This window comes from Acinetobacter rathckeae (assembly GCF_015627125.1).
Classification (GTDB): Bacteria; Pseudomonadota; Gammaproteobacteria; order Pseudomonadales; family Moraxellaceae; genus Acinetobacter; species Acinetobacter rathckeae.
This window is the reverse complement of sequence record NZ_VTDO01000002.1, coordinates 335,938-355,045: the sequence shown is the minus strand read 5'-3', so window position 1 is coordinate 355,045 and position 19,108 is coordinate 335,938. Positions and strand designations below refer to the sequence as shown.

Genomic DNA, 19,108 nt, shown 5'->3' with positions numbered 1-19,108 from the left:
TGGAATAAAAATGACAATTGATATTGTAGAACCACAATTAAATGACCTTGATGCATTAGCAGAAATTTTTAATGCCTATAGAGTATTTTATCATCAAAAACATAACTTCTCTTTAGCACGTCATTCTATACAAGAAAGGCTCAACCAAAAAGATTCAAAAATCTTTATTGCAAAAAATCAAGAAAATTGTGTCATGGGCTTTGTGCAGCTTTATCCAACATTTTCATCTGTGTCTGCAAGTAAGGCTTGGCTTTTAAATGATTTGTATGTAGATAAAAATTACCGTAGACAAGGCATTGCAGAACAACTCATGACAAAAGCCATTGAATTAGGCAAAACAAGCCAAGCTAAATATTTAGCTTTAGAAACTGGCTTCGACAACTTGGCAGCTCAAACACTGTATAAGCGTATGGGTTTTATTGAACAAAACCAGACGATGTTCTTTGAATATTCTTATTAAAAGAATCACTTTAGCCCATATTTAGGTATTAAATACGGGCTAAAGAACTTATTTAGATAACAGCACCAACTTTGAAAAAGCATTAAGCAACGCTTGAATAGATGCAGTCGCAATATCAGTATTAATTGCAACCCCCCATACAGGAACTTTACTGATTTTATCTATACAAGAAATATAACTGATTGATCGGCTCGTACTTTGCTGACCTAAAGCATGCTCAAAGTACTCAAAAATACTGACTGTAGATGCCCATTTAACATTTAGAGCATCAATCACCGCTGACAATAAACCATTGCCACTTCCATCTAAAGATATGACTTCATCTTGCCATTTAACTGATAGCTTCACCTCGTATATATCGCCTTTTTTAAAAGATTGATAACGTATTAACGCTAATACATAATTTTCAACGTCATACGCTTTTATAAATAAATTCCAAATTTCAGCATAAGACAACTCCTGTTGGCGACCATCGGCAACACTTTGTACCACTTGACTAAAATCTTTTTGCAAATTTTTAGGGAGGTTTACACCATGATTTTGCTGTAATACCCAAGCTGTACCACCCTTTCCAGATTGACTATTTACACGAATGACTGCTTCATAACTACAGCCTAAATCTGCTGGATCTATTGCTAAATAAGGCACTTCCCAAAATAAGTGATTTTGACTTTGCCTTGCTTGAAAGCCTTTTTTAATGGCGTCTTGATGACTCCCTGAAAATGCTGTAAAGACCAACTCTCCCACATAAGGATGTCTTGGGTGAATAGGCAATGCATTACATGAGCTTACAATATCAGCAATATTTTGAATATTAGAAAAATCTAACTGAGGAGAAACACCTTGAGTATACATATTTAAAGCAAGATTCACTAAATCTACATTTCCTGTACGCTCACCATTACCAAACAAACACCCCTCAACCCGATCAGCTCCTGCAAGTAACGCCAATTCTGTTGTAGCAACTGCTGTTCCTCGGTCATTGTGAGGATGAACACTAATATCCACCAATGATCTTTTAGAAAAGTGGTTACAGAAATACTCGATCTGATCAGCAAAAACATTTGGCGTATTGACCTCAACCGTTGTTGGTAAATTAATAATCATCGGGAAATCTGGACTGGGTTGCCAAACTTCTGCTACAGCTTCACAAATTTCAAGTGCAAACTCAATTTCTGTAAAACAAAATGTTTCAGGAGAGTACTGATATGTCCAACGAGTTTCAGAGTGCTTTAAACACAATGCTTTAACCTGTTTCACCGAGTTCACCGCAAGGTCAATCACCTCTTGCTTGGTCTTATTAAAAACAATTCGCCGAAACACCTCAGCCGTTGCATTGTAAACATGAATAATTGCCGAATGCACACCAACCAAAGACTCAAATGTTCTTTCAATTAAATCTTCTCTAGCCTGCGTCATCACTTGAATCGTTACATCATTGGGAATCTTATTATCTTCAATTAAATGACGTACAAAATTAAAATCAGTGGCTGATGATGCAGGAAATGCAACCTCAACTTGTTTAAACCCGCAATCTACAAGCATTTGAAAAAACTTAATCTTTTTAGCTTGATCCATGGGGTTAGCAAGTGCCTGATTACCATCTCTTAAATCCGTTGAACACCATGTCGGTGCAACCATTATTTTACGATTAGGCCATGTTCTTTGTGGAAAATCTAAACAGCTAGATGCTCTATATTTATTTTCAGGATGTATCAACATATGTAAACAACGCTATATAATGTATTTATGTTGATCATGCCTGATACAATTTATTTCATCTTTCGAAGAACAGACAATTTATCTATACATTCAGACAACTTCACCATGACTTTTCTTCAAATATGCTGTGGGTGTCAAACCCATTTCTCTTTTAAACATATAAGAAAAAGCACTTGAACTCTCATAACCTAAATCAAACGCAATATTTAAGATTGGTTTTTTGCTTTCTAAATCAGTTAGTGCTTTTAATAGTTTTGCCTGTGTAAGCCATACCGTAAAACTCATATTCATCTCTTTTTGAAAAAGCCTTGCAAGTGTTTTACTACTGACATGATATTGTTTAGCAATATGATCTAAATGATGTACAACTGACAAGTCTGTTAAAATATAAGTACAAATGCTTTTCAGCACTGCAGACTGTGGTTCGGGTAATCGAAACGGTACCTCTTCTAAAAACCGAATTTCATCAAGAATTAACTGTAATAACCTTTCATCTCTCGTGTGCGGTAAAATTTCATCTGAGATATGTACTGCCTGATTAATCAACTCAGACAACAGCTTAGGAATGGCAACAACACTACACACGGCGCTTAAATCTGCTCGAGCCAATGAATCAATAAACACGCCCCGCGCTTCTACATTGCCATGAATTGTGATTGAGTGTGCTTTGCCTTCAGGAATCCATATCCCTCTTGTTGGCGGAATCACCCAAATGCCTTCATCAGTTTTTACATGAATCACACCAGATAATGTATGCAATAACTGAATACGATCATGCCGATGCTTACCTTCTGAGTAGCCATCGTTGTATGACTGAGCATATGCATAAACTGGATAATTAAGTTGCCCATGAAAATAGTGCACAATATGCTTCTCTCTTTACTCGTTGAATCAACTTATCTTTTTATAAGTAATAAAAAAATCGCCATATTGCATACACTTATACAATACAGCGATTAAAACATAAAACTTATATTTTCAAAAACCGACCTATCATCTTAGGCTATTTATAATCATACTTACGGGTTAAATAGTCCGAAATAAATGTAAAAGCTAAACATAATGCAATTAAAATTATAGACAACATACCAACCACAGGAAAATCAGTACCGCCATCTGAAATTTTACTATACAGAACCAGTGGTAAAATATTCAATTGCGTACCTGACAGTGCCAACGCCGTACCGTATGCCCCTAAAGCCACAGAGCACATCACACACAAAGACGTGATCATTGCTGGCAAAACTTGCGGAAATAAAATAAAGCGATAACTTTGCAATGTCGTTGCACCAAAGCTTTTAGATACATCAATCTGGCGCCAATCAAAGCTTTGAAATACAGGCAATAAAATAAATACTGCTCTTGGAATCAGATAATAACAATATGCCATACCCAAGCCCACAGGTGTAAAAATAACATTACCAATATACTGCTCTGAAAAACCCACTTGACCTAACAACTGCGTCACAAAGCCAGCTCGACCAAAGACCAATATAAAGCCATAAGCAACAATTAAGCCACTAAACACCAATGGTAAAGAAATCAGTACACTAAAAAACTGTCTCGTTGCCTCAGGGCAACGGCTTAAATGAAATGAAATAAACAAAGCAACCACAAGTGAGGCCAAAGAGGTCATCACTGAAAGTACGATACTGCCCGTAATACTACTTAATAAATAGCTGTCTGATAACATTCGGTTAAATGTTGCAACAGGTGCCTGCAACGGTTCATAAAATACAAAGACCACTGGAGCAATGAAAAAAAACAAATAACAGACCAATACAGGTACAGTTGCCAGCCAACCATTAAATATTTTTTTAAAACTCACAATGGTCTCCTTAAATTTATTGTGAAAGTACAGCAGAAGCCCAACGCTTATCGAGCTCAGGTTTAATCTCTGCCGCCGCATTCAAATCGAGTGGTTTAATTTGAGGTGCTGGTTTAAGCTTATCTTTCACACTTTCAGGTAATGGTGTACTTGTCACAACAGGGCGAACAAAACCTTCAGCAAATAGCGCTTGGCCTTTTGATGACATTACATAATTCGCCCAAAGTTTTGCTGCTTCTGGGTTTGGCGCATTTTTAACTAAAGACATGGCGTAAGGTGCAGCTAAAGACACTTCTTTTGGAATCACAACGGCAACCTGATCACCCATACCATCTTTATTCATCGCTTTTAGACCGTCATTTTCATAACCAATCCAAATTGGAATTTCACCTTTTAAGAACTGTGCATATGGTGTTGTGCCCACAACACGTAAAACATTGCCAGATTTTTGTAGCTTACCAAAGTATTCAACACCAGGGTTAATATTCTTCATATCCCCACCTTGGCTCAAGTTTGCAGCCAAGACCACAACCTGACCTTGGCCTGTAGTACGCGGGTCTTGATACACAATACTATTTTTATATTCAGGCTTTTGTAAATCAGCCCATGACTCAGGTACATTTTTAACCAGTTTTTTATTGACTAAAATTGCAACCGTTAACGAGTGCACAGTAAACCACTGACCATTACCCTCTTTAAACACTTGCGGGACTTTGTCAAAGTTAACAGGCTTATAAGATGCCAATAAGTTTTTCTTAGAAGCATCAATTGCAGATGCACCAAAGTAATATGCCGTATCTGCTTGTGGACGATGCTTTGATTTCTCCAAAGCAACTACCGTTGCTGCTGAACCCAAGTCATTATAAACAATTTCAACACCAGGATAACGCTTTTTAAAATCTGTAAACAAACTGCTCCAGTTTGCCCAAGTTGGCCCAGTATCAAAAGACACCACCATGCCTTCTTTTTGAGCTTTCTCATACTGTTGCTGCTCATTTGGATACAACTCACCACCTTCCAAAGGATTAGCAAATGTAGATGTTGCTGACATAAACAATACTGCACCGAGCATTGTATTTAACAATGTTGATTTCATAACGAATTTTCCATAATTAGATGTATTGCATGTGCAGGGATTGAAATGTGCTGTAATTGATCGCAAGGGAAAGCGGTATGTACTTTTACCAACTCACCATGACTTTCAATCACATACTCATTAAAACCACCCAGAAATTGAGAACTTACAACTTTATTTACATCAATCACATTTACTTCACTGACAGATGGATTAATGATCATTTTTTCAGGTCTAACCATCACATTGACTTTTGAACCCACAGCCAAAGATGTTGCTGTCATGCTTAAAACCCCTAACGCGGTTTGTACAGTGTCTTGCGTAAGTACCGTACCAACCAAAACATTTGCTTTACCGACAAACTGAGCAACAGCCAAAGAATTTGGTCGATGATAAATATCTTGCGGTGATGCAGATTGTTCAATTTTACCTTTCCCCATCACAGCAACTTGATCGGCCATGGTCATGGCTTCTTCTTGGTCATGGGTAATGAGAAATGTCGTAATATTTAATGCTTTTTGAATGCGCTTAATCTCTGTACGCATCTCTTCTCTAAGTGAAGCATCTAGCGCAGATAATGGCTCATCCAACAACAAAGCTTGTGGCTCAAAAATTAAAGCTCGAGCCAATGCAACTCGTTGCTTTTGACCACCCGACAACTGACTTGGATAATTCCCTTCCATACCCGCTAAACCAACCAAATCAATCATTTTTTGAACTTTGGCTTGAATGTCTTTTACTCGATTAATTTTTAAAGGGTACGCAATATTTTGTGCCACGCTATAATGTGGAAACAGTGCGTAATCTTGAAAAACAATACCTAGCTTACGCTCAGCACATGAAAGGTTATGCTGGTTTTTATGATTAATCCAAATTTCACCCGCATTCGGTTGCTCAAAACCAGCCAACAGTTTAAGTAACGTGGTTTTGCCACAACCACTTTGCCCCAATACTGCAACAATTTCGCCTGTTTCAACCGATAAAGAAATATTATCAACACCAACGCTACTATTCGGATAAGTAAAAGATACTGAACGAAACTCTATCATGAGATTAAAACCCCTTTCTTTTATTCCAAGGTTGCCAGCTTGACAACAACGACATACTGGTTGCCATACAAAGTAAGATCACTGTTGCTGCACATGCCAAACCTGTTGCACCATAAAAGGCTTGTAGCAATAAAGTTGGATAAGTACGGTTCATAAAACCTGCAATAAAATTACTGAGTTGAAACTCCCCCAGTGAAATTGCTGCGACAGTGACTAAGCCTGAGAAAATTGACTTTGATGCAAGCGGTAAAAATACTGTTCTAAACCGAGTGAACCCATTGGCACCAAATGACTGTGCAACCTGATCTAAAGACACCAAAGGTGAGCGAGAAATTTCAGCAGTCACAGTAAAATAAAAATATGGAAATGTAATCGCCCAATGACCAAGTACAAGCAACCATGTTGTACCTAGCCAAGGCGTCACTTCTTGACTAAAAAATAAAATAAAACCAAATGCTAAAATCAGCTCAGGCACAGCAATAGGTAATAAAGCCAAAGTACGTGTAATACGCTGTACTCTCTTGTTTTCACTGATGTGTAGCTGATAAACCAATGGTGTAATCATGATAAAATTGAGTAAACAGGCACAAACACATACAATTAAACTGGTGATTAATGCACGCTTATACGCTGTAGACTGCCAAATCTCCAGATACCACTGTGTAGTGAACCCTGTTGGGAGCAAACTATTTGTCCAACTCTGCCCAAAAGAACCTGCAATTAACAGTACAATAGGCAATAACAAATAGATTAAATACAAATAGGTGACTTTTTTCATGATCACAAAGGATTAAAATGATTGTTTATGATCATATTTTCAAAACATGACAAAACAATGAAATATATTATTGGTCATAAAAATTTAATAATACAGCAACCACTGCCGACACAATGTCATCGAGATCATCACTCACCACTACCCCCTCAACAGCAGGTGCAGTCGATGTTGCAAACACAGGCTTGCTGTAATGCAAACCGTAAGCCATTTCACTCAAAGTACCCATACCACCACCTACAGCAATTAAACTGAAGGCAGATAATGCAATCAAAGAATTTCTTGTGGGCCCCATATTTGTGGTAACAACTTGTTTTACATATTTATTTGCATCAAAAATATGATCTGTTGGAATCAAGCCAATGCTTATGCCACCTTTCTGATATACGCCTTTACATACCGCTTCCATCACCCCATTACGACCACCACAAATCACGGGCAATCCAATATCAGCCAAATACTCCCCTAACTTCTCAGCAAAGGCATACTCTTGCTCAGATGCCTCTTTGGGACCAATCACGCCAACAGGTGCAATTTGTAAGTATTGCGAGTATTGTTTTAGCAACATCAGACACTGTTTCGTATCATTACATTGTGTCAAAGCATCTATTAAATGAGGCTGTAATGAAATGAGTCTAATCTGTGTAGGACGTTGATTGCAGTATAAGATGTGACTATCTACACAGACTGTAAATTTTAAATTTGAGATTATTTTACGCATAAGATCATATATAATTCATAAAGTATGATTAAATTTGATCATAAACGATCATTATGACATTTTAAGGAAAACCATGTCTAAAGTTAGACAACACCAACTACTCGAAATTGTTAAAAAAAATGGCTATACCTCTATTGAACAATTGGCAGCACAACTTGAATGCTCACAACCCACCATTCGCAGAGACATTAAAAAGCTTTGCGATGACAACCTATTACAACGTTTTCATGGTGGTGTAAGCCTTATTCATAGTAATGATGTCCGTTTAGGACATACCTTTAAATCTTCACATATGGTGAAAGAAAAAAGCCAAATTGCACAATATTTATTAGAAAGAATAAAACCAATAGAAAGTCTTTTTTTAGATACAGGCACAACTTGTGACCAAGTTGCTCACGCAATGAGTAAACTCAGCAACAAGCAAGTGATTACACACAACTTATCAGCTGCACTGATTCTAGCAAAACAAGATAAACATACCGTTGTGGTTTTAGGTGGTGTTATTCGTGGAGGTGATGGTGCAGTAACAGGAGATGAAACCTATCGCCAAATTAAATCTTATATTGCAGATATGAGTATTATTTCTGCATCAGGCTTAGACCTTGCAGGCAATGTACTTGACTTTGATTTAGAAAAAGTAGAAGTCAAAAAGTCAATGATGCGGGCTTCAACCACACGCGTTTTATTATTAAGTTCTGATAAGTTTAGAAAAACAGGCGTCAAAATTGTTGCATCAATTACAGACTTCGATTATTTAATTACAGATCAACAACCCAACCAAGCGTATACACAAATGCTTAAAGCCAACCGGGTGAAACTTATTGTGGTATAAAAAAAACCCTAGCGCTCTAAAACGCTAGGGCCTTCAGATTATAAAATAATCCTACACAAGAACGATTAACGGTTGTTTTTATCTTCGTCTTGATTTTCTTCAAATTTTTGCTCAGCTTCAAAATTATTACTTTGAGGTGCTGCACTAAAGTTACCTTGGTTAAAACCACCACCGAAGCCACCTTGGTTACCACCGAAGCCACCTTGGTTACCGCCGAAGCCACCTTGGTTACCGCCGAAGCCACCTTGGTTACCACCGAAGCCACCTTGATGTCCGCCACCAAAACCGCCTTGATGTCCGCCACCAAAACCACCTTGGTTACCACCACCAAAACCACCTTGATTCTGGTTAAAGTTTGCACCTTGTGCTGCACCACCTGCTGGAGCACCTGCTGGACGAGGGTTTCTTGCTGGTACAACAGTAGAAATAGCGTGTTTATAAACCATTTGACTGACAGTATTCTTTAAAAGTACAACGTATTGGTCAAATGATTCAATATGGCCTTGTAGCTTAATGCCATTTACCAAGAAAATAGAAACAGGAATACGCTCTTTGCGCAAAGAGTTTAAGAAAGGATCTTGTAAGGTCTGGCCTTTAGACATGTTATTTACTCCAAAAAAATAAAAATGAAACTAGCGCAAAACCGCCTTTAGTTTTTTAAAAATTTATAAAAAAGACAGTTTGCAGATTTTGCTTTATCTGTAACAGTTTCGCAAGTGTTCTTGTGCTTGTTTTATAGATAAAAACGTTACAATTCGATGTTTTTCACTCAAAGATCGTAACCAAGTGAATTGTCTTTTTGCAAGTTGTCTGGTTGCAAAGAGTGCTTTATCCTCCATATTTTTAGTATTAACACCTTTTAACTCTTCATTCAGTAAAAACTCAAGTGCTTGGCGGTAACCAACGGCTCTCATTGAAGGTGTATCCGCTGAAAGATCATATTTTTCAATTAAAAATCTTACTTCATTTAAAAAACCAATATCCCACATTTTATTGAGTCTCTGCTCAATTGACTGGTGTAATTTTAACCGATCTGGGACTAAAGCATAATTATGAAAATTGTAACGGTATGGTAGGGATTTGGGTTGCTCACGTTGTATTTCTGTAATTGAACGACCTGTTAAGCGATAAACCTCTAAGGCACGAATCATTCTTTGCTTATCTGAAACAGAAAATTTTGCGGCAGCCTCGGTATCTACACGTTGTAATTCTTCATGCACAGACTGCCAACCATTCTGCTCTGCTTGTTGCAAAATCTCATCACGTACACTCTGGTCTGCGCTGGGTAAATGGTCAGACAAGCCTTCTAACAACGCTTTAAAATAAAGCATTGTACCACCCACCAAAATAGGCACTTTACCTTTTGCATGCGTTTGATCAATGATACGTACAGCATCTGTCACAAACTCAGCAGCAGAATACACCTCTAACGGCGTAATTAAGTCAATTAAATGATGTGGATATTGTTGTTGCTCTGCCACAGATGGTTTGGCTGTACCAATATCCATATCTTTATACACCAAAGCAGAATCTACAGAGATTAACTCAAAACCGCCATGTTCATACAACTCACACGCCAACGCAGTTTTACCACTGGCAGTTGGCCCCATTAAATTAATGACAGGTAATGTCTTGCTCATGAATCACTACTCTCCTCGAGCAAATAATTTATCTAATTGCGATAATGGAAACGCGCGCCATGTTGGCCGACCATGATTACATTGGCTTGCAAATGCAGTCTGTTCCATTTGACGCAATAAAGCGTTCATTTCAGGTAGACTGAGTTGCCGATGGGCGCGTACTGCACCATGACATGCCATGCCTGCTAAAATCTGATCTCGTTTTTGCAATAAACCTAAAGCTTGGTCATTAGGGTCTAAGTCATTAAGTAATTCAGACACCAAATGCGTTAGATTAGCCTGATGTAAAATTGCAGGTACACCACGTACAATCAGTTCATGCTGGCCATATAAGTCAAGCTCTAACCCAAACTTTGCAAATTGAGCTTTGCGTTGTTCAAATTTTTCAATCTGAGATACGCTTAGGCTAATTATTTTAGGAATTAACAGTTGCTGTGATGCCCAAAACTCAGGACTATCCCAACTGGCTTTCATCTGCTCAAATACAATTCGCTCATGTGCGGCATGCATATCTACAATAATTAAGCCTTCAGTATTTTGTGCCAAAATATAAATACCATGTAGCTGAGCTATCGCAACACCCAAAGGGTGCTCATCTTTGGTCTGTGTTGTTTCAACCTGTTCACTGTCACGTAATGGTGCTAAATACGACTGTAAGGCATTTTGAAACTGTGGCGAAGAAGATACATTTTTCGGTTGACCATAATTTACCGAAGATTTAACTTGTGCCTGATTAAACGTGGTGGTTAAACCATCATCATGCGTATGTAGCATCTCATTTTTTTCAGCTGTCTGCTCAACTGTCTGCTGATGTAAACCAAGCGTTTCTTGCAATCTAGGCTGTGGCATCATGGTTTGATGCATCACAGGTGCTTTAACAGCTTGACTGAGGTCAGCAACTGCGGTTTGAAATTGTGCCAAAACCTCTTTTGCAGTATGACGTACAAACTCATGCACACTTCTTTGATTTAAAAAGCGCACTTCATGTTTTGTCGGGTGAACATTAACATCTACAGTGTCTGGCTCGACCTCTAAAAATAGCAAATACCCTGCATACTGATGTCCATGTAATATCCCTTCATACGCCATACGCAAGGCATGTGAAATGGTTTTATCTTTCACAATACGACCATTCACATACACATATTGTAAATCGGCTTGAGGGCGTGCATCTGATGGATGACCTAACCAACCATTCAAACGCATTCCTGTCATTTCCGCATCAACCCAATAGGCATTTTCTGCAAAAGCTTTACCTAAAAGTTGCTGTACTCGCTGTAACCGCAACGCACCACTGGTTGCTTTAGGTAAATTCAGCTTAATTTGGTCATTATGCTCAAGCATAAAACGCACATCAAAATACGTCAGTGCTAAACGGCGTACCACCTCTTCTATATGCATAAACTCAGTCGAAGGTCTTTTTAAAAACTTTCGCCGTGCAGGTACATTAAAAAATAAATCTTGTACCCGAATATGTGTACCACGCTCACACGCACAGGCTCGAACCTGTTGATGGTTAAACGCTGTACCATTAATTTCAAGCTGATACCCCACACCTGAGTCATCTTGGCTACTGGTAAGACTTAAACGAGAAACGGCCGCAATAGATGCCAAAGCCTCTCCACGAAAGCCTAAACTGGCAATCGAATGTAGATCATCAGATGTTTTTATTTTACTTGTGGCATGGCGCATCACAGCGAATGCTAAATCATCAGCATGAATACCAATACCATTATCTATAATCTCAATGAGCGTACTGCCACCTTGTGCGACTCGAATAATTAACGAGTTAGCACCAGCATCAATCGCATTTTCCAGTAACTCTTTCACCACAGACGATGGGCGTTCAATCACCTCACCTGCAGCAATTTGGTTGGCTAAAGCCGCATCTAACGTTTCAATTCGCTGTAGATTAGCGTTTTGCATTCAGATGTTCCTGTATTAACTCAATTAACCGTTTAGAGTCACTTTCAAAAGTAAATTTACGGGCTTGCTCATCTTCTGTTTTTTCAATACGTAAAGTAATGTCTGCCATTGGAATTTCACCATCGCCTTTCGATGGCCATTCAAATAAAAACAGTGCATGATCTTCTTCTAAATAATCACGGATACCCATAAGTTCAAGCTCATACGGGTCATCTAAACGATATAAATCAAAATGAAAAATATTACGACCGTCGATATGATACGGCTCAACGATGGTATATGTTGGACTTTTCACCGCCCCTTCATGGCCAAAAGACTCTAAAAAGTAACGTGTAAAAGTCGTTTTACCTGCCCCCAAATCACCAATTAAATACACCACCCCTTCAGTAAAACAACTGGCTAACGTATCTGCATAACGCTGAGTGTCTTGTATAGATAAAACATCTAAAGTGAGGCTGTGTAACATAGTCTTAAATCATAGAAAAAAATACCTTGCTATGATAGCATTGCAACACTTGAAAACCTACTATTCCCCATTTATTTGCCTACGCTACAGCACCTCATTTATGTCACTTCACGACCTTAAACCACCTATGATACACGGCGTTAGTGCCAGTCGTGTTGTACTACCATCACATACCCACCATAAGACCATATTTGAGTTTTTATGTGCACATTTTCCACACATTCAAGCAGATGAATGGCAACAACGCTGTGATGATGGCCTAGTTTTAAATCAAGCGTTAATGCCTGTAAATACGTACACACCATACCAAGCACAGCAATATATTTTTTATTATCGCTTTTTAGAACACGAAATAAACGTGCCTTTCTCACACCACATTATTTTTGAAAATGATGATCTTCTAGTGGTCGATAAACCTCACTTTTTAACCGTCAGCCCCACAGGGCGTTATGTACAACAGACACTTTTAGTTCGTTTAAAACAACAAACGGGTATTGAGGATTTAAGCCCCATTCATCGCTTAGATCGTGAAACAGCCGGCTTAGTGATGTTTTCTAAAAAGCCAACTAACCGTGCTGTATACCAGCAGCTATTTGCAGACCGCCAAGTCACCAAACATTACCACGCCATTGCACGATATACGTCAAACCTGTCTTTGCCATATCAATTTCAGTGCCACATGAAAAAAGGTGAACCCTTTTACACCATGTGCATTGATCCAAACCTACCTGCAAATAGTGAAACAACAATTGAGTGCATAATGCACAATCAAAACTATGCAAAATACTTACTCAAACCCAGCTCAGGTAAGCAGCATCAACTGCGGGTGCATTTAAATGCTTTAAATATTCCTATTTTATATGACCCGTTTTACCCTGTCGTCACACACAAAGAAGAACATGACTTTAGCCAGCCCTTGCAACTACTTGCATATATGTTGGCTTTTACAGATCCAATCACAAAACAAAATATGCAGTTTTTTTCTCGCCAAAACCTGACATTGCCATGACAGTGTAATGACAAAATAGTGCGTATAGATATTGTAATTGCTTAAATTTTAGCTAAAATAAACTGATATTAACTTACAATGAATTGGCTTAGCGTCATGAGAAAAACCGAAGTCTATCAAGTGCGTTTAGACTCACAAGAAAAAAAACAAGCATTTGCCGTATTTAAGCAACTCGGTATTACACCTGCTCAAGCCGTGCGCCTTTTTTTTAAGCAAGTCGTCATTACTAAATCTATTCCATTTTCTATTGAAAATCAGAATATCAACTTAGATACTCCCAGAAACAAAAAGAGCAACACGGTACAAGAACAACACAACATCAATGATGATGAGTTTTTACAAACACTCCAAGCACTACTCAACAATAAAGATGATCAGTAAATGTTATTGATGCTGTAGTTTTAATAAATCAGAGGCCGCTAAGTACTGCCATTCCCCTTCTGCTAAAGTTTCAGGCAACACCCATTCCCCTATTTGGCTTCGATGCAACGTATCTACTGCATTACCCACTGCAGCGATCATTCGCTTCACCTGATGATAAATGCCCTGATGAATCGTAAACTGTAAAGTATGCTCATCCACCTGCAATACATCAGTGGCTTTATATAAACCAATTTCATTACGTAGAGCAACGCCTTGTTCTAGTCGTTCAATCTGCGTGGCATCTATAGGGTCTTTTGTCGTAACAACATACCTTTTTGCAATATGCTTTTTCGGGTGCGTCAATCCATGTAACCATTTACCATCATCTGTAAATAAAATTAGCCCTGTTGTATCTTGGTCTAAACGGCCAACGGCTTGTAAACCACGGTTAATCAGCAATTCAGGTAACAACTCAAAAACACTTAAATGATAGTCTGGCCGATGTGAGCACTCATAGCCTTGTGGTTTATTCAGTGCCAAATACACATTTTCACGGTACTCATACACTACGTCATTTACCGTGTATTCAAGTCCTTTAGGGTCTACGTGCTGTTTAATACTCGTACACACTTCACCATGCACAGACACAGCACCATGCTCAATTAGAAACTGGCACTCCTTTCTTGGACCAAAACCTTGAGAAATTAATAATTTATCTAAACGCATTCGAGTAACCTAAACCATGTATAAACACAGTTTACTAAAAATGCTGTGATTTTATGAACTTTTTATGACTTATATATCAGTAATCCAGATAAAATAGGCTACAATGTGGCAAAACAATGACTTTATCTTGGCATATGGCTTCTATTGATATTAACCTCACCGCACTTTTTGTTCTCTTGGCCTGTGGCGTAATGAGCCACAACTCATCTGTTACCATTGCCAGTGTGGTTTTAATTATTGTGCGGATTACACCACTGTCGCAATACTTTCCATTTATTCAAAGCCATGCGCTAAATTTTGGTATAACTATACTGACTATTGGTGTTTTAGCACCCATTGCAAGTGGTACAATCGCAGGAGAAACACTTCTTAAATCTTTTGCTAGCTATAAATCCATTTTAGCCATTGTCACTGGTTTAGTAGTTGCTTGGCTTGGTGCTCGTGGTGTTCGCCTTATGAGTGCTCAACCAGATGTCATTGCAGGGCTATTAATTGGCACAATTGCAGGCGTAGCACTTTTAAAAGGCGTACCTGTTGGGCCACTCATTGCAGCAGGTATTTTATCGCTCTTTATCTATCAAGCTTAAATCAAACTAGCATTGACTAAAAGACAACTTGAAAGGTTCAAGACTCTTTTTAGGGCTAAATAGTTTATCTAGATGATATCTATTGTTGTTGACACTTCAATGTTAAAGTACCCCCTTTTGACATTATATTCAAAATACTTAATATGATTTTAAGTATTTTAATTCAATAATAGCGATATAAAGAGCCAAATTGTCCATACACCAATAATTGTGAAAAGAAGAGGTGTTAAATGATAGAAATATTATCTTCGATGGCTACATTTTTAAGTTTACTATCAATGCTGTTTTGGTATGCTCAAAAAGAAAATTTCGCAAAAATAATACTTTGTATAGCACTTACGATTTCTTTTCTAAAGTTACTGAACATCGTGTAGTAAAAAATTTTTATGATTGCTTCATTTTTTGCAGGAATAGCTTTAATTCAAAAATATAAAAACAACTACAACACGTCAAAAGTAATCAAATATTTTAAAATAGAAATACTATCTAAATTCAATTTAGCACCGCTCATTTAAATAGAGTTAGACAGCACTAAAAAATACAATGTCATATTTAAAGTATTTAGTTGAGCTTTTCACTAACAAACTTTAAATAAAATATAATTTTATAAATATTAACCATTCAATGATAGACTTTATGCGTTAGAAATGATTGTTTTTCCCTTACATACTACTTTTTAAACTTTAACTACATTAAAAAATTATATGAAAATTGCCGTTATTACCCCCTATTTTAAAGAAAGTATAAATATGATTAAACGCTGTCATGACAGTGTATTAAGACAGCAAGGAAATGTGGTTCATTTTCTAATTTCAGATGGCTTCCCATACCAAGAAATTAATACATGGGACTGCCAACATATGACGATACCCAACACTGCAGATTATGGTGACACCCCCAGAGGCATTGGAGCAGCAATTGCCTCTGCTTTAGAATTTGATGCCATTTGCTTTTTAGATGCAGACAACTGGTATGATGATGAACATATCAGCAATATTATTTGGACATATAAAAATTACGGCAACCCGCCTGTCATTACAATAGCAAGAACACTATATATTGAACCAGAAGAACGCTTAGGCACTTGTACACATTCGAATGGTAAAGATTTTGTTGATACAAACTGCTACTTTTTTAGAAAAGAAGTATTTTCTCTATTACGCTTATGGCTCTTTAAACCCAAAGAACAATCGCTATATGGTGACCGTATTATTTGAGATATGTTGGTCAAGGCAGATATTATGAAAACCCATATTGCTACACCTACAGTAAATTATACTACAGACTACGCCACGCATTATGTACAATTTGATAGACCAGTTCCACCACACGCACGTGTATACTGCACTAAAAAAGAAAGCTTTATTTCTTTTGATGAATATTTAAAACATGCTGGAGTAAATATAACAACAACCTAATACACATTTAAAACCATAAATATGGCATTTAATAAATGCCATATTTATCTTTAAGTGTCTAATAATATTGTGTTCTTTTTTTCGAGAACTTTTCAAGTTGCTTTAAAAAGCCTTCAAAATAGCTTTTTTCTTTACCTTCTGTACGATAACCCGCATACAATGTACGGCGCAACCCTTGTGGCGAAACACAGCTTAAACGACGGCTCGTCACCCACCCTTTTTGTTCATACTCATTCACCACCCAATCAGGCAATGCCGCTACGCCACGACCACTCGCCACCAACTGAATTAACATTTGTGTTAAATCCGTCGTACGCACACTCTTAGGTTGTATTTTTGCAGGAATAAATAAGTGAGACATAATGTCTAAACGGTGCTTATCTACAGGATAAGTGACTAAAGTTTCGTTTGCCAAATCTTGTACAGTAATCTGCTGAGATCGAACCAAAGCATGTGTATTTGATAACACGAGTCGTGATTCATATTCAAAAATAGCAAAATATTCAATACCTTTTAGCTCAATAGGGTCTGCAGTAATCAACACATCAAACTCACCATTTTGTAGTAATTCATGTGGATTTGACTCAAATGCTGGTGCAAAATCCAAGTCAACATCAGGATACTGTTGACGGTATTGGTTCAACAATGGCATCAACCAGTCAAAACAGCTATGACATTCCGATGCAAAAATAATACGACCTGTTTGTCCATGGATAATACGTGTAATATCACTATGTGTAAGATGTATTTGCGGTAAAATATCATCAGCTAACTTAAGTAAACGCTGCCCAACACTTGAGAACTGTACTGGCCGACTACGACGATTCACGACCTCCACACCGTACCAATGATCTAGCTCTTTAAGTTGATGCGAAATTGCTGATGGCGTCAAACACAAATCACCTGCAGCCGCCACCAAAGAGCCATGCTCTCTTAAAGCCAACAATGTTTTTAAATGACGAATTTCTAACATAACCATTATTTTTTGAAAATAATTCATTATATCATAAATTTAATGATAAAAATTCACTTTCAACTCTTAATGATTTAAAACTATTTTCAAATATAAAAATATTCTTAGCTTGATGATTTAACGGGTGACATTAAACAAACATCCAAACACAATTCAAAGAAACTCCCCCCAATATAACTATCACACTAAAATGAGCCATACTTTATAACATTGATAGCCATTAAAGCATTCAACTCACGTCAGTATAATTGAACTTTTACTTCTTATCTTTATATGAATAACGCGACATAGGGTTCAAGAGCAGTGGTTTTTTCTTGTAGAATAAAAATAACCTTGTTTTTCGATGATAATATGACCGCACAAACTCAACCCTCTTACTCCTTATTTTTAGCCATACTCTCCCTTGCAATCGGTGGGTTTTGTATTGGTACAACCGAATTTGCAGCGATGGGGCTACTACAAGAAATTGCCAATAACCTGCAAATTTCTGTACCAAGTGCAGGACATCTCATAAGTGCCTACGCTTTAGGTGTACTTGTGGGTGCACCTTTGTTTGCAATACTTGGGGCACGTATTCCCAAAAAGAAGTTTCTTATTGCATTAATGCTGTTCTACGGTTTAGCCAATATCACCACGGCTTTTGTACATAGCTATGATATTGTCTTACTGTCTCGTTTTGTTGCAGGCTTACCTCATGGTGCATACTTTGGTATTGCCTCTTTGGTTGCAGCTGAACTTGCTGGGCCAAAGCGTCGTGCAACTGCAGTTGCACGCATGATGCTTGGCTTAACCGTAGCAAACGTGATTGGTGTGCCTTTAGCCACATGGATTGGGCAAACCTTTGGTTGGCAAGCAGGCTTTGGTTTTTCTGGCACAGTGGCCTTTATTACAATTATTGCGATTTTGTTTTTTGTACCGAATATTGCCATTAAAGACAATGAGAGTATTTTAGAAGAGCTTCGCGGTTTAAAAAATATTAATATGTGGCTCACACTTGCGGTAGGTGCGATTGGTTTTGGTGGTATATTTGCTGTTTATAGCTATATTTCACCTATTTTACTCAATTACACCCACCTAAAGAATGACCTGATTCCAATTGTATTGGCCATTTGGGGACTTGGTATGGTCTGTAGTAACTTTGTTAGTGGCTACTTTGCAGATAAAAACCTCACTAAAACCACTATTGGAATATTGTCTTGCTCAACTTTATCATTTTGTATTGCATTAATCATGATGAGTAATATGTACACTGCCATACTGGCACTGTTTTTAATTGGTGTGAGTGTTATGGGACTTGCCACAACACTACAAACTCGATTAATGGACGTTGCAGGAAATGCACAGTCTTTAGCTGCCACATTAAATCATTCAGCACTCAACTTCGCAAATGCGCTTGGAGCATTTTTAGGAGGATGGGTACTCAACAAAAACTTAGGTTGGTTATCACCAATTTGGGTAGCAATTATTTTAACTTTAGGCGGATTAATCATCTTCTTAATTGCACTAAAAGTAGAAAAACGTACACTGCCTCATTAATG

At 37.7% G+C, this 19,108-nt stretch carries 21 protein-coding genes; 8 read left to right on the top strand and 13 right to left on the bottom strand.

The genetic code is table 11. From position 1 onward, the window contains the following. Window positions 1-10: 10 nt before the first annotated feature. Window positions 11-460, top strand: a complete 450-nt coding sequence (locus I2F31_RS05195; protein WP_195773541.1) for a GNAT family N-acetyltransferase — start codon at window positions 11-13, stop codon at window positions 458-460. Between the two features lie 48 nt (window positions 461-508). Here the strand turns inward: I2F31_RS05195 and leuA are convergent, their stop codons facing one another. The 7 genes from leuA to I2F31_RS05160 form a co-directional block, all read right to left on the bottom strand. Beyond that, entirely contained in the window at window positions 509-2,182 is a 1,674-nt protein-coding gene (gene leuA / locus I2F31_RS05190) for a 2-isopropylmalate synthase (protein WP_195773540.1), read from the bottom strand. Between the two features lie 90 nt (window positions 2,183-2,272). Further along, window positions 2,273-3,046, bottom strand: a complete 774-nt coding sequence (locus tag I2F31_RS05185) for an AraC family transcriptional regulator (RefSeq protein ID WP_195768459.1) — start codon at window positions 3,044-3,046, stop codon at window positions 2,273-2,275. A gap of 139 nt (window positions 3,047-3,185) precedes the next feature. After that, the gene (locus tag I2F31_RS05180) at window positions 3,186-4,010 is read right to left on the bottom strand and encodes an ABC transporter permease (RefSeq protein WP_195768458.1); all 825 of its coding nucleotides are present in this window, start codon (window positions 4,008-4,010) and stop codon (window positions 3,186-3,188) included. A 16-nt stretch (window positions 4,011-4,026) separates the two neighbouring features. Continuing rightward, a complete protein-coding gene (locus tag I2F31_RS05175; RefSeq protein WP_195768457.1) occupies window positions 4,027-5,106 on the bottom strand; it encodes an extracellular solute-binding protein in 1,080 nt (359 codons plus the stop codon). Further along, window positions 5,103-6,134, bottom strand: coding sequence for an ABC transporter ATP-binding protein (locus tag I2F31_RS05170; RefSeq protein WP_195773539.1), 1,032 nt, complete (start codon window positions 6,132-6,134; stop codon window positions 5,103-5,105). Before I2F31_RS05170 ends, I2F31_RS05175 begins: the two co-directional genes overlap by 4 nt. A gap of 4 nt (window positions 6,135-6,138) precedes the next feature. Continuing rightward, window positions 6,139-6,912, bottom strand: coding sequence for an ABC transporter permease (locus I2F31_RS05165; RefSeq protein WP_195768455.1), 774 nt, complete (start codon window positions 6,910-6,912; stop codon window positions 6,139-6,141). Window positions 6,913-6,979: 67 nt separating this feature from the next. Then, window positions 6,980-7,630, bottom strand: coding sequence for a TIGR00725 family protein (locus tag I2F31_RS05160; RefSeq protein ID WP_195768454.1), 651 nt, complete (start codon window positions 7,628-7,630; stop codon window positions 6,980-6,982). A 73-nt stretch (window positions 7,631-7,703) separates the two neighbouring features. On the opposite strand from I2F31_RS05160, the gene I2F31_RS05155 reads away from it, so the two are divergent. After that, complete coding sequence (locus I2F31_RS05155; protein ID WP_195768453.1) at window positions 7,704-8,462, top strand: DeoR/GlpR family DNA-binding transcription regulator; 759 nt, start codon at window positions 7,704-7,706, stop codon at window positions 8,460-8,462. Window positions 8,463-8,527: 65 nt separating this feature from the next. Here the strand turns inward: I2F31_RS05155 and hfq are convergent, their stop codons facing one another. The 4 genes from hfq to tsaE form a co-directional block, all read right to left on the bottom strand. Next, the gene (gene hfq, locus I2F31_RS05150; RefSeq protein ID WP_195768452.1) at window positions 8,528-9,064 is read right to left on the bottom strand and encodes an RNA chaperone Hfq; all 537 of its coding nucleotides are present in this window, start codon (window positions 9,062-9,064) and stop codon (window positions 8,528-8,530) included. 93 nt (window positions 9,065-9,157) lie between these two features. Beyond that, window positions 9,158-10,102: a tRNA (adenosine(37)-N6)-dimethylallyltransferase MiaA gene (gene miaA, locus I2F31_RS05145; protein ID WP_195768451.1), complete on the bottom strand. Its 945-nt coding sequence runs from the start codon at window positions 10,100-10,102 to the stop codon at window positions 9,158-9,160. Between the two features lie 6 nt (window positions 10,103-10,108). After that, complete coding sequence (mutL, locus tag I2F31_RS05140) at window positions 10,109-12,028, bottom strand: DNA mismatch repair endonuclease MutL (RefSeq protein WP_195773538.1); 1,920 nt, start codon at window positions 12,026-12,028, stop codon at window positions 10,109-10,111. Continuing rightward, entirely contained in the window at window positions 12,015-12,494 is a 480-nt protein-coding gene (tsaE, locus tag I2F31_RS05135; RefSeq protein WP_092746953.1) for a tRNA (adenosine(37)-N6)-threonylcarbamoyltransferase complex ATPase subunit type 1 TsaE, read from the bottom strand. Before tsaE ends, mutL begins: the two co-directional genes overlap by 14 nt. A 100-nt stretch (window positions 12,495-12,594) precedes the next feature. Between tsaE and I2F31_RS05130 the strand changes: the two genes are divergently transcribed. Together I2F31_RS05130 and I2F31_RS05125 are read left to right on the top strand one after the other, a co-directional pair. Continuing rightward, the gene (locus I2F31_RS05130) at window positions 12,595-13,503 is read left to right on the top strand and encodes a pseudouridine synthase (protein WP_195768449.1); all 909 of its coding nucleotides are present in this window, start codon (window positions 12,595-12,597) and stop codon (window positions 13,501-13,503) included. Window positions 13,504-13,599: 96 nt separating this feature from the next. Further along, window positions 13,600-13,884, top strand: coding sequence for a type II toxin-antitoxin system RelB/DinJ family antitoxin (locus tag I2F31_RS05125; RefSeq protein WP_195768448.1), 285 nt, complete (start codon window positions 13,600-13,602; stop codon window positions 13,882-13,884). 3 nt (window positions 13,885-13,887) lie between these two features. Here I2F31_RS05125 and I2F31_RS05120 read toward each other — a convergent pair whose 3' ends face one another. After that, entirely contained in the window at window positions 13,888-14,592 is a 705-nt protein-coding gene (locus tag I2F31_RS05120) for a pseudouridine synthase (protein ID WP_195768447.1), read from the bottom strand. A 134-nt stretch (window positions 14,593-14,726) separates the two neighbouring features. Between I2F31_RS05120 and I2F31_RS05115 the strand changes: the two genes are divergently transcribed. The 3 genes from I2F31_RS05115 (at window position 14,727) to I2F31_RS05105 (ending at window position 16,597) form a co-directional block, all read left to right on the top strand. Next, window positions 14,727-15,179 (top strand): DUF441 domain-containing protein, encoded by a 453-nt coding sequence (locus tag I2F31_RS05115; protein WP_195773565.1) that lies wholly within the window; start codon window positions 14,727-14,729, stop codon window positions 15,177-15,179. 749 nt (window positions 15,180-15,928) lie between these two features. Then, window positions 15,929-16,396: a glycosyltransferase family A protein gene (locus I2F31_RS05110; protein WP_195768446.1), complete on the top strand. Its 468-nt coding sequence runs from the start codon at window positions 15,929-15,931 to the stop codon at window positions 16,394-16,396. Between the two features lie 24 nt (window positions 16,397-16,420). Continuing rightward, window positions 16,421-16,597 carry a hypothetical protein gene (locus tag I2F31_RS05105; RefSeq protein ID WP_195768445.1) on the top strand — a complete coding sequence of 59 codons (177 nt, stop codon included), beginning with the start codon at window positions 16,421-16,423 and terminating at the stop codon, window positions 16,595-16,597. Between the two features lie 58 nt (window positions 16,598-16,655). Here the strand turns inward: I2F31_RS05105 and I2F31_RS05100 are convergent, their stop codons facing one another. Beyond that, on the bottom strand, window positions 16,656-17,570 hold the full coding sequence (locus I2F31_RS05100) for a LysR family transcriptional regulator (RefSeq protein ID WP_195773564.1): 915 nt from the start codon (window positions 17,568-17,570) through the stop codon (window positions 16,656-16,658). Between the two features lie 351 nt (window positions 17,571-17,921). Between I2F31_RS05100 and I2F31_RS05095 the strand changes: the two genes are divergently transcribed. After that, window positions 17,922-19,106 (top strand): MFS transporter, encoded by a 1,185-nt coding sequence (locus I2F31_RS05095; RefSeq protein ID WP_195768444.1) that lies wholly within the window; start codon window positions 17,922-17,924, stop codon window positions 19,104-19,106. Window positions 19,107-19,108 lie beyond the last annotated feature (2 nt).